The organism is Streptomyces sp. CA-111067 (genome assembly GCF_050956065.1).
Taxonomy (GTDB): Bacteria; Actinomycetota; Actinomycetes; order Streptomycetales; family Streptomycetaceae; genus Actinacidiphila.
Genome location: NZ_CP192103.1, coordinates 3931612 through 3942455, shown reverse-complemented (window position 1 = coordinate 3942455; position 10844 = coordinate 3931612). Strand labels below are relative to the sequence as shown.

General features: G+C 68.5%; 8 protein-coding genes and 1 pseudogene. 5 read left to right on the top strand and 4 right to left on the bottom strand.

Annotation, left to right across the window (positions count from 1 at the left end):
- Nucleotides 1-4 precede the first annotated feature (4 nt).
- Nucleotides 5-2107, top strand: a complete 2103-nt coding sequence (locus ACQPW6_RS17105; RefSeq protein WP_433894562.1) for a DEAD/DEAH box helicase — start codon at nucleotides 5-7, stop codon at nucleotides 2105-2107.
- 163 nt (nucleotides 2108-2270) lie between these two features.
- On the opposite strand, the gene ACQPW6_RS17100 is transcribed toward ACQPW6_RS17105, so the two are convergent.
- Entirely contained in the window at nucleotides 2271-3212 is a 942-nt protein-coding gene (locus ACQPW6_RS17100; protein WP_433890497.1) for a hypothetical protein, read from the bottom strand.
- A gap of 257 nt (nucleotides 3213-3469) precedes the next feature.
- Between ACQPW6_RS17100 and ACQPW6_RS17095 the strand changes: the two genes are divergently transcribed.
- Nucleotides 3470-3850 carry a hypothetical protein gene (locus ACQPW6_RS17095; protein WP_433890496.1) on the top strand — a complete coding sequence of 127 codons (381 nt, stop codon included), beginning with the start codon at nucleotides 3470-3472 and terminating at the stop codon, nucleotides 3848-3850.
- Nucleotides 3851-4013: 163 nt separating this feature from the next.
- Here ACQPW6_RS17095 and ACQPW6_RS17090 read toward each other — a convergent pair whose 3' ends face one another.
- Both ACQPW6_RS17090 and ACQPW6_RS17085 read right to left on the bottom strand, forming a co-directional pair.
- Nucleotides 4014-4580 carry a hypothetical protein gene (locus tag ACQPW6_RS17090; protein ID WP_433890495.1) on the bottom strand — a complete coding sequence of 189 codons (567 nt, stop codon included), beginning with the start codon at nucleotides 4578-4580 and terminating at the stop codon, nucleotides 4014-4016.
- Nucleotides 4581-4750: 170 nt separating this feature from the next.
- The gene (locus ACQPW6_RS17085; RefSeq protein WP_433890494.1) at nucleotides 4751-5710 is read right to left on the bottom strand and encodes an LAETG motif-containing sortase-dependent surface protein; all 960 of its coding nucleotides are present in this window, start codon (nucleotides 5708-5710) and stop codon (nucleotides 4751-4753) included.
- A 403-nt stretch (nucleotides 5711-6113) separates the two neighbouring features.
- On the opposite strand from ACQPW6_RS17085, the pseudogene ACQPW6_RS17080 reads away from it, so the two are divergent.
- Nucleotides 6114-6462, top strand: a pseudogene (locus tag ACQPW6_RS17080) (IS3 family transposase); the annotation flags it as partial.
- Between the two features lie 36 nt (nucleotides 6463-6498).
- Here the strand turns inward: ACQPW6_RS17080 and ACQPW6_RS17075 are convergent.
- Nucleotides 6499-8259, bottom strand: a complete 1761-nt coding sequence (locus tag ACQPW6_RS17075) for a PA14 domain-containing protein (RefSeq protein ID WP_433890493.1) — start codon at nucleotides 8257-8259, stop codon at nucleotides 6499-6501.
- Between the two features lie 741 nt (nucleotides 8260-9000).
- Between ACQPW6_RS17075 and ACQPW6_RS17070 the strand changes: the two genes are divergently transcribed.
- Together ACQPW6_RS17070 and ACQPW6_RS17065 are read left to right on the top strand one after the other, a co-directional pair.
- On the top strand, nucleotides 9001-10134 hold the full coding sequence (locus ACQPW6_RS17070; protein WP_433890492.1) for a PD-(D/E)XK nuclease family protein: 1134 nt from the start codon (nucleotides 9001-9003) through the stop codon (nucleotides 10132-10134).
- A 128-nt stretch (nucleotides 10135-10262) separates the two neighbouring features.
- A complete protein-coding gene (locus tag ACQPW6_RS17065) occupies nucleotides 10263-10748 on the top strand; it encodes a hypothetical protein (protein ID WP_433890491.1) in 486 nt (161 codons plus the stop codon).
- Nucleotides 10749-10844: the final 96 nt, after the last annotated feature.

The following is a 10844-nucleotide window of genomic DNA, read 5'->3' as shown; positions in this document are numbered from 1 at the left end:
ACTGATGCACCACATCGTCAACACCCTCGGCTGGAAGTCGCTCCGCCCGCTCCAACTGGAGGCCGTCGACCCGCTGCTGGCCGGAACCGACACCGTGCTCCTCGCCCCCACCGCGGGCGGCAAGACCGAGGCCGCCACGTTCCCTCTGCTGTCCAGGATGGCCGCCGAGAACTGGACCGGCACGTCCGTGCTCTACGTGTGTCCCCTCAAGGCACTGCTCAACAACCTGCTGCCGCGCCTGGAGACGTACACCTCCTGGCTCGGCCGCACGGCCGAACTGTGGCACGGCGACGTCTCCCACCCCAAACGCAAAGCCATCCTGCGGCGACGCCCCGACATCCTGCTCACCACCCCCGAGTCGCTGGAATCGATGCTGGTGAGCGTCAACGTTGATCACCGAGCCTTTCTGGGCGGTGTACGCGCCGTGGTGGTGGATGAGGTCCACGCCTTCGCGGGTGACGACCGAGGCTGGCACCTCCTCGCCGTACTGGAACGCCTGCAACGCGTCGCCGGACGTCCTGTGCAACGCGTCGGGCTCTCCGCCACCGTCGGGAACCCGGAGGAACTCCTGAGCTGGCTCCAAGGCTCAGCCGCAGGGTCGCGTCCCGCGCAGGTGGTCGCCCCACACCTGCGCGTTCAAGCCGATGCTTCGCCGGGCACGCAGACTGGGCCGCCGCCCGGCGACGTTCAACTCGACTACGTCGGCTCGCTCAGCAATGCCTCCACCGTCATTGCTGCCCTGCACCGGGGCGAGAAGCGCCTGGTCTTCTGCGAGTCCCGACGGCAGGTCGAAGAACTCGGCGAGAGCCTGCGCACCAAGGGCGTCACCACCTTCCTCTCCCACGCCTCCCTGTCTGTGGACGAGCGCCGCCGCGCGGAAGAAGCTTTCGCCGACGCGCGCGACTGCGTCATCGTCTCCACCAGCACCCTCGAACTTGGCATTGATGTCGGCGACCTGGACCGCGTCATCCAGATCGACGCTCCCGGCAGCGTCGCGTCCTTCCTGCAACGCATCGGGCGCACCGGACGACGTACCGGATCCATCCGCAATTGCCTCTTCCTCGCTGTCGACGAGGGTGGCCTGCTTTCTGCGGCAGCCCTGCTGCTCCAGTGGTCCCGGGGCTGGGTGGAACCCGTAGTATCCCCGCCTGAGCCACGTCACATCGTCGCTCAGCAGATCCTCGCCTTGTGCCTGCAGGAACACCGGATCGGCGACAAGCTCTGGCAGGAGTGGTGGGGTGGTCTCGGCCCGTTCGGCCCGGCTGCCGAGCCCATTGTGCGTCACTTGGTTCGCGAGGGCTTCCTTGACCAGGACGGCGGAATGCTGTTCATCGGCCCCGAGGCGGAACGCCGCTTCGGGCATCGGCACTTCATGAGCCTGACGGCCGTGTTCACCGCTGCACCCGAGTTCACCGTCCTCACCGGACGCACAGAGATCGGCAAGACGGACCCTGCCCTCCTCACTGAGGAATGCGCTGGGCCGCGGCGCCTGCTGCTTGCCGGGCGAAGCTGGCAAGTCACCTACATCGACTGGCTCCGCAAGCGCTGCTTCGTCGAGCCGGTCGACGGGGGCGGCAAGGCCAAGTGGAACGGAGGCGGCCTGCGCATGGCGTCTTTCGACCTGGCCCGTGCCGCTCGTGAAGTCCTCCTGGGCGAGGACCCTCCGGTCGCCCTCACCAAGCGTGCGGAAGGGGCGCTGGCGCAACTCCGCCAGGAGAGCAGGGAAACCGTCCACCCCGGCGGGAACACGATCGTCCACCACAGCACGGACAGGGATCTGAGGTGGTGGACCTGGGCCGGCCACCGGACCAACGTCACTCTGGCCGCCACCCTCAATGGCGTCGCCGACCCGCTCCAGCGGGGCAACGACCTTTACGTGCGGCTACGTTCCGACCTCACTCCACTGATGTGGGAGGAGAACCTTGTGGACGCCGTCGACCATCTGAGCCTTCCCGAGGTCGACCCTCGTGCTCTGAACGGCCTCAAGTTCAGCGCTGCACTGCCTCAGCGCCTAGCAGAGGCAACCCTCGCCGCCCGCCTTGCCGACTTGGACCACGCTGCCCAGGTCCTCTCTGAGCGGGCGCGCTTCGTAGACTTTCGGAGTTAGCGTGCCCTGGTGTCGTGATTGATGGACACGCTGCTTCCTGGTCTCGCCGGGCGGCGCGGGCATGCTTCAGCGTGGGCAGGCAGCATCGCTCGGTGGGTCGGGAGAGGCGCGCCTCAGGGCAGGGACCGGCGCGGGGCGGCGTCAGCCGTGAGGATCGGGCGGCTCAGGCTCTTACGGAGGCCGGCGTGCCCGGGGGACTCGCGCCGAGGGCCGCGCGGACCAGAGCTCGGCCGCGTACGGCGGTACGGGCGCGTTCGTCCGCGGTCTCGGGCGGGACGGCGTCCAGGCCCGCGCAGGTGCGGCAGATGCCTTCGTGCGGGCTGGGGCGTGCGCACGCGGCGCACTCGTGCAGGTGGGGTTTCGGGGGTGTGGTGGCCGGCTCCGGTGCAGGAGGGAGCTTGCGGGTCAGGCGGTCACGCAGCAACGCCGAGGCGCTGTGGACGCGTTCGGGCAGGCCGTCGAGCAGGGCGTGGGACAGCTCGCGGGCGCCGTGGCCGTGCTCCAGCCATCGGGCCACCAGCGGTGCGAGGGCGACTGCTTCCGTCGTGCCGAGGCGCAGGCGCGGCTCCGCCGCCGTCACTCGGTGGAGCAGCGCCGCCGCCTCTGACCTCGGGGCGTCCGGCGGCTCGACGCGGGCGAGGTACGTGGACGGGATCTCCCCCCGTCCTCCCGCGCGGACGCCGGGCACGGCGTCGGCCGCCGTCCGCTGCCGGGGGAGGGAGGGTTCTTTCCCACGGTCCTTTACGGGGTGGGCGTCACGCGCGCCGCCAGCCGGTCGACCGGAGCCCGGAAGCGCGGCACTCGGTCCCACCTGGGGCGGGGTGTCGTAGACGTGGGTCTCGCTGACGAAGGTGCCGTCCGGGCGGCGCACCCGCTCGACGCGGTAGTAGCCGAAGGCAGCCAGCTCGCGCAGCGCCTTCGCCACGGACAGACGTCCCTGCGGGCTGGTGTCGGCCATCCGCCTGCCGTCCTCGCGCCAGCCGTCGGGCCGGGAGAGGAGGTCGGCCAGCAGGCCGCGGGCGGTGTAGGACAGCCGCCGATCCTGCAACACGGCGTTCGGTAGGACCGTGAAGCCGCGCGTATGGCGGCTACGATGAATCCGCATGGGGAGTTCGCGCTCCTTGTGCCGGACCCCGGAGCGTTCGCGCGCTGCCGGGGTCACTCTATTGAGTTCGTTGGTGACAGAACGTACCACGTGATTCGCCCAAGATCGACTGGTCTTGAGCCGCTTCTGAGCTGGCGAAACGTTCCGCCCGAGCACCGGCCCCGGAACGCCGGCGTGGGCCTGAACCGTCCTCCCCGATCGGCCCGCGAGCGGCAGTGAGTCTGGTCGGCGGGCCGTTCATCGGCGAAGCTTGCGCCATGCTGCTTCCCACTGCCGCTGTGCAGACGGAACTGATCGACGTCGTCCGCATCACCGAGACCATGAGCAGCCCCTGGGCAGATGCCTTGGCCGGTGAAGACACCGCGCTGTGGGAGGCGGACCAGGTCCAGCAGGCGCTGCTGCTGGTCGCCGAGTTGCCCGAGGGTGAACTGCAGCGCTGCTTCTTCCCTGGCTGGGGCATTCGAGCCCGCAAGGCCAGTGAGTCCCTCTTTGAGATCGCGTTCTGCTTCCGCTGCCAGGGCGCCCGTCTCTGGGGGCCTGTGGTGCCCGCGGATCAGCAGGGGATTCACAGCTTCGACCCGGACAGCGCACCTGGCCGTGCGCTGCTTGCCCTGTTCCAGTCCACCGACCCGAGCTGAAGGCGTGTTGCTGGTCATCGCGCGAGTATCCCGAGCCGGGCTCCGGGCCCTCAACCAGCCTTCGTCTACGGAAGTATTGACGCTTCGTCAGACTGAGTAGTCGCCCGGCACCCTGCCCGTCCTCGGCCGGCCTGCCCACGCGCGCAGACCGGGTCGGCGCGGTTCAGCCGGTGATGTACCAGTCGCCCTTGAGGTACTCCAAGGTGGAGTCCCCGAGTTCGTCTCCGCTGAAGGTCATGGAGGCCATGATCGCTCCGGCCGGTATCTCGGCCTTGTCGGACGAGCGCATCACGACGCGCTGCGGGTCGACCGTGGCGGTTTGCAGGGCCTTCTTCTGCGCGGGCGAGATCAGCTTGAACGTGACGGGAAGCGTCGAGGTGCACGGGCCGAGGCCCTGGTCCTCTGCCTGCTTCGCGGCGGGTCCCGCCACGTCGCAGACCGTGTTGATGTCCTCGTGGCCGACCGCGTGGAGGAAGACCTCGTACCGCTGGATCGCGCCGGCCTTCGTCTTGGGCGCGGGCCCGGCGCCGGCTGTCGGTTCGGCCGACGGAGTCGCGGTCCGGGCCGACGCGGACGCCGTGGCTGACGGCTCATGGGTCGTCAGCGTGGAAGCCGAGGACTGTGCAGGCTTCGCGCCCGTGTCCTCCTTCGACTTCTCCGGACCGCACGCGCCCACTGCCAGGGCCACGCAAGCCGTTACCGCCACGCTGACCAACGTCCGTGCTCTCATCGGGTCCCCTCATTACCAGCCGACAACGTAGACAGGTCACGCAGGATCCGGGGGAACGGTTCCCGGGTTTCGTCGGAAGTGGCGGCCGTCCAGGGTTAGACGACGGCCGCCCGGCGCGGGGGCGGATCCCCGGGCCGGGCGGCCGTCGTTCAGCTCAGCCTGCGGCTACATCAGTTGTGGGCACCGTTGTTGCGGCGACGGGCGAAGTAGACGGCCGCGCCGCCCACGACGAGGAGCGCTGCGCCGCCGCCGATGAAGGCGACGTTCTGCGAGCTGTTGCTGCCGGTCTCGGCGAGGTCGCCGTTCCCGGACGGAGAGGTGGCCGGCGGCACGGACGGGGTACCGGTCGGGGCCGTGGTGCTCGTCGGGACGCTCGTGGTCGGCGACGGGGAGGACGTGTCATCGACGCTCGGGCTCGGGGAACCGGTGGTCTCGGTCGGCGTCGCGGTCGGAGACCCGGTGGTCTCGGTCGGCGTCGGGCTCGGCGAGTCCGTGGTCGCCGTCGGCGTCGGGGACCCGGTGGTCTCCGTCGGGGTCGGGCTCGGCGAGTCCGTGGTCGCCGTCGGCGTCGGGGTGGGCGACGACTGGCATTCGTGGCCGCCGTTCCACGCCGTGATCAGGTTGGTGGGCGTGGCGGAGTTCGGGTAGTGCGGCAGCGGGCCGTGGGCGCTGCCGGCACCCCCGTCGAACTCGGTGCCGTTGCCGTACAGGTCCACCTGTCCGAAGCAGGTCGGGGCGCTCCCGCTGACGTCGAGCGTCGCGGACTTCTTGCCCTTGTTGAGGGTGACGGTGTCCCAGCCCAGGAAGTCCTGTTGGCCGGAGTTCTCCCACGCCGGGCCCTCGGCGCTGTAGGAGGCGAGCGACACGTCGTACCGGCAGTTCTTGCCGGGGTTGTCCGTCAGCCGCACGCTGATCTTGGTGGGCGGGGTGTCCCCGTTGATGCGCCCGCTCGTCGTCCAGTGGCCGCCGTCGATCTTGTACTCGATCCCGACGCTGTCGCAGCCGGCGCCGTTGTTGCCGCCGTTGTTGCCGTGCGCGGAGGCCGTACCGATGCCTGCGAGGGTGACGACGGCCGTGATGGAGCCGATGGTCGCAGCAACGCCTACGGCTCGTTTGGTTATCGCTCGCACTTGAGTCATGCTCCCTGAATGCTGGTCGGGCAGCCAGGTACAGGCAGGCGGGTGAGGACTGACTCCACGCATGAGGAGAGACGCGCCCGGTGGCCTGCGAGGCGTCTCGCCGCCGAAAGTCTTCGCTGGAGGGCCAGTTGGCCCAGGCGACCGATTATGCCCCGCAAACCCGGTTTCTGTACAGCCGCGAACGTCGGTTTTCCGTGCAGCTCATACAGCCCGCGGCAATCTCAAACCTCGATCACGCCGTCCGATTGTGGCTAACGCAATGAGTTGATTTGTCGACGCCTGGACGTAAGCCTTCAGAAGGCCGTACGCGATCTGATGTCGGGTCTGGTGCAGGCCGGGTGACGTCTGATGACGCTGTTCACGTGGATGCGTAGCGCGGCCACCGACGAAGGGACTCTGCCGGGACAACCGCTGGTGGAGGGTGTTCGGCAAGAAGCGTGGCCGGGCGAAGGGGGCCGGAGCGCCCGTGCACGACGACCTCGTCCGCCGCGACTTCACCGCCGCCGGACCCAACCGTCTGTGGCTCACCGACATCACCGACATCACCGAACACGCAGCAGGAGAAGGGAAGCTGTATCTCTGCGCGGTCAAGGACGTCTTCAGCCCATGAAAATGCCGTGGCCGGACGTGAAAACGTCGCCGGGTGCATTCTGCACAGCGATCGCGGATCGCGGTTCCGCTCCAGGAAATTCGTCCGGGCGTTGGAGCGGAACCAGATCGTCGGGTCGATGGGAACGCGAGGACGTGTGACGCTCAACGGTGGTAGCCGGCACCGGCTTTCACAGCATGGCGCCGTAGTACGCCGCGCCGTGCCTCACGGCGGCGGTGGTGCCGTCGGTCCGGACTCCGGTGATCCGGAAGTATGTCGTATCGCCTCGAACCACCGGCAGGCTCGCCTGAAAATGGGGGCCTTTGGAGCTCGGGACGGTTTTGCGAGGTACGTAGGTGTGGGTGGAGGGGTTCCAGGTGTCCACGTGGTACTCGGTGACGCCGGCGCAGACGGATTCGTCGTCGCACGTCCACTGCACGTTTCCGTACGTGCCCATCGTGGTGGGGTTGACGATGGTGAGCGGGCCGGTTTCCTCGCCGCGGGCGTCGTCGGGCCTGTTGTCGGGTTCGGTGACGGTGACGGTGGGGGCGTCGGTCCAGGCGATGTGGTTGTCCCACCGGTCGAGCGCCACGACGGCGAAAGTCACCGTCTCGCCGTCCGGGGCTCCTGCGCACAGCAGCGCGTTCGGTACATCCTCGCCGGGATAGGCGGAGCCGAGGTCCTGGCAGCCGGTGCTGTCGGAGTGGATGCTGCCGTCGGGACGGTGGATGACACGAAAGGCGGTGTAACTCAGGCCGCTCTCGGCCGGGAGGTCCCAGCTCAGGACGACGCCGTCGGCGCGCGGCGTCGCGGTCAGGCCGGTGAGCGCGGGCGGCGGAACGCTGTCCGGGGTCACCGTGACCGACTTCGACATCGGGGACACGTTGCCCGCCGCGTCGGTGACCGCGGCGGAGTAGGTGTAGGTGGTGCCGTCGAACGCCGGCAGCGCGTCCACGTAGTCGTCGACCGACGGTGAGGCCGCCGTCAACGTGGCGATCTGTTCCGGGTGGTCACCGAGGGTGTCGCCGGTGGCGCGGTAGAGGGCGAGGGTGCCGCCGCCGAGCAGCTCCTGCTGGGTGTTGTTGACGGGTTGGTCCCAGCCGATGTCCAGGGAACTGGCGGTGCCCGTCTTGTGATTGACGGCGAGGACGGGTGCCGTCGGAACGGTGGTGTCGGGCGGGCTGACCGTCAGGGCGGAGGCCCTCACGGACACGTTCCCCACGCGGTCCTCGGCCTCGACGGTGTACTGGCGGAGCCTGCCGTCCTGCGACACGTCGGGGTCGGTCCAGGTGGTCTTGTTGATCGGCCCCGAAGCGAGGTCCCAGCCGCTGTCCCCGATCTGTCGGTACACCTGATAGGGGTAAGAGGCCAGATCCATCTCCTTGTTGGGCGCCCACGTGAGGGTGGCGGAGTGGGTGCCCTTGTCGTACACCACCTTCAACCCGGCGGGCGCGAGCGGGGGAAAGTGGTCCCAGCCGGAACCTCCCGGCGTATAGCCGAAGTTGACGGCGGCGGCGCCGTTCCAGTTGACGTAGTCGACGCGGAGGGTGTGCGTGCCCTTGGGGACGGTGAGGTCGACCGTCTTGGAGACGGTGGTGGCGCCGTTCTTCCACAGGTCGATCTTGCGTACGCCGTCGAGGTAGACGCGGATGCCGTCCTGGCCGGAGGCGGCGAACGTGAACGGGCCGCCGGAGCCGAAGTCGCGGTTCACGCTCCATCGGACACCGAAGCTGTCCGGGCCGACACCGGCCACGCCGGGCGAGTTGGTGCCCCAGTTCTCGGCGATCGAGGCGTCGCAGTCCGTGCGCTTCGCCGCGCCGGAGAAGACGGTGTTGGCGAAGAACTGCCGGGTGTAGGTGTTCGTCGCGCACGACGCCGCCGATGCGGCCGACGCCGACGAGGTGACGCCGGCGACGAGACCGCCCGCCAGCGTGACCGCGACCGCGGTCACGGCAGCCAGACGGGATCTTCCGACACTGCTCACTGAGTCCCCTTGTGGACACATGACTGCCCCGCGGCCAGTCGCACAAGATGTGAGATGCCTGAGAACAGCCGGTGGTTGTACGTTCAAGCCGCTTCTCGTCGCTTTAGACGGGGGTGTGTCGCGCGAGGCATTCGGCGTCGGCAGTCCGTATTTTTCGCACGGGAAGCGGGTCTGGCAGTACTGCTGGGCGTCGGCGGCCACCCTGCCGAGGATCGCGGCATTCATGCCGGCACCGACAAGGACACCTACGACCGGCACGACCTTGGCCACGTCCTGAACCGACACCTTGGAGCCGGCCCGCCCGAGTCGTTGGCGACGGCGTCACCTGGGCGACGGATCGGCTCCTTGACCTTCTCTGGCACGGCTTCTCTCACCCGGCACACGGTGTTTCCCGCCACATCCCCGGTGCGACCGAGCGCGGTGCTCACCCAGTTCGGCAGAGTCTGGCGGTTGTCGCTGCGCTCCCAGTGCTCATCAGGTTCTCCATTTCGACTGTGCTCACCGGGCCCGCGAAGTCCTGGCGGCCGAATCGAGCGGTCGCTTCGGTGGCCGCTGACCCGAATGCCGGGCCCAGGACCGGCTCGACGACGGCACCCTGGTGGTGCACAACTACGGCCACGGAGGTGCGGGCGTCATGTTGTCCTGGGGATGCGCTAAAGAGATACAAGCGATCGACGAGGTCGCCCGGGAACGGAGTGGTGATGCCGGATGACCGCCACGCCGAACCTTCGGTACTTGCTCTCCATCAACTCCGAGAACGCTTGGAGCGACCTGCTCGCCACCCTGATGGACGCTGATCAGATGACGACCCGCCACAGCCTGGGAATTGCTGGTGACGCCCCGCTGGTCATCCGCCGGGAAGTGGCCAAGTCGCGGGCCCGCAAGCTGTCGGATCGGCCCGACCTGGTCGTCGAATCCGACGGTCGGACGGTGGCCGTCATCGAGGTCAAGCTGCTGGCCGGGCTCGGTGATGAGCAACTGGAGCGCTACTACCGGTACGTCGATGAGTCCGACCGTGAGGGTTGCCGGTTCCTCGCCGTCTCGTTGCTACGCCTGCGCCTCAACACCGAGCACGCGGTGGAGTGGGACAACCGGACGTGGGAGGGCCTGCTCGACCCGTTCGTCTCGTCATCGGTTCCCTGGGTGGCGACGACCGCGGCGGCATGGCTGCGTCACATCGCCGCAACGGTGTCTGCCGTCGACGGCGCGACGGTGTGGAACCAGGTCGAGGGGGACGATCTGTACCTCGGGTTGCGGCTGCGTTCTGCCTACCTCCGCGAGAACGTCGGCGTTCCTCCGGGGTCTTCTTCGGCGGTGCAGGAGATCGGCTCCGGCGGTCTGTACGCCGCCATGGTTGATGCGCCTGTTCCGGGCAGCAGTTACACGGTGCGCTGGGAGGCGACCGAGCATCTGCCGACTCAGGACGTCGGCAAACTGACCGACGGCTCAGGGTTGCGCGGACCAGAAGTCCGCTTCTTCCTCGTGCAGCAGAACGTCACCTCGTCCCGGACTTACGACTGGGATCACCTGAACGTCCTGTGGCGGGAGTACCTCGCAGCCGAGCACTGGATACCGTGGCGAGCGCATCCTCCTCGCAAGAAGCTTCCGTGGGAGATCGACGGTGTGGCGCGGCTGCGGCAGTTGGGCAGCCCCGTCTTCCTCGGCTACGGCTTCGGCGAAAGACAGGCCGCGCTCAGTGGTGAAGTGCATTTCGGCGCCCGTTTCGTTCTGCCGCCGACGGCTACCTTGGCCGAGGTGACCGACATGCTGAGCCGTGTAGCGGTGATCGGTTCCCGCATGGCCATGCACCCGATGGCACCGCGGACCGCCCATACCGAGTAGGACCACGGAGGCCTCCCGCGTCGTTTCAGCAGTGGGCCGGGGCGTTTTTCGTGCATCGCACGGCGTGTGTCCGGGACGCGGGAAAATAGTGGTTTGGCAGCCACCGGGCGGCCTGCAAGCATGCGGCCATGCCCACTCCGGCCCCGAACGGTGATTACGCGCTCACCGCGATGTACTCCGTAGCAGACGACGCCTGGTACCTGGAGTTGGACCTCGCTGCCGATCGGCGGACGGTCGTGATGACGATCGTCCCCGACGAGGATCCGGCACGGGAGCCGACGGTGTGTTTCGTCCCTGCTGGGCGCCACTTGGACGTTCCGTACGAGGTCATGCGCTGGTTCATGGGTCAGGTCGAGGAGGAGATCCGCACGTCTCGCGCTTGGATGCGGCTGCGGCCGGACCTCGTGGAGGTCATCCACCGACTGCGCCGGGAACACGGGGGCGCCATAGACGACGAGGAGTTCCCGCGCGTGCTGGCGGAGGTACGTACGGACGTCGCAGAGGTTGACCTCCCCGCCGTACTTGCGGCGGCCTTCGGCCGCAATCCCGATGGCACCGTCACCGACGACGTCCAAGCAGTTTTGGCTGTGGGGGGCACGAAGGGCAGACCCTAGGAGGCCGCCGTGCGGGGCGCCACCGTTCTGGGGTGTGTGGGGTCGAAGTGGGTCTCCGAGGCCGCGGCGGCGGACGTGCGGACGTGCGGACGCCAT

Bases quoted from the DNA above. Each gene is read 5' to 3' on its own strand.
- ACQPW6_RS17065 (WP_433890491.1), top strand. From the start codon at position 10,263: ATGCCCACTCCGGCCCCGAACGGTGATTACGCGCTCACCGCGATGTAC.
- ACQPW6_RS17105 (WP_433894562.1), top strand. From the start codon at position 5: ATGCACCACATCGTCAACACCCTCGGCTGGAAGTCGCTCCGCCCGCTC.
- ACQPW6_RS17100 (WP_433890497.1), bottom strand. From the start codon at position 3,212: ATGCGGATTCATCGTAGCCGCCATACGCGCGGCTTCACGGTCCTACCG.
- ACQPW6_RS17090 (WP_433890495.1), bottom strand. From the start codon at position 4,580: ATGAGAGCACGGACGTTGGTCAGCGTGGCGGTAACGGCTTGCGTGGCC.
- ACQPW6_RS17095 (WP_433890496.1), top strand. From the start codon at position 3,470: ATGCTGCTTCCCACTGCCGCTGTGCAGACGGAACTGATCGACGTCGTC.
- ACQPW6_RS17070 (WP_433890492.1), top strand. From the start codon at position 9,001: ATGACCGCCACGCCGAACCTTCGGTACTTGCTCTCCATCAACTCCGAG.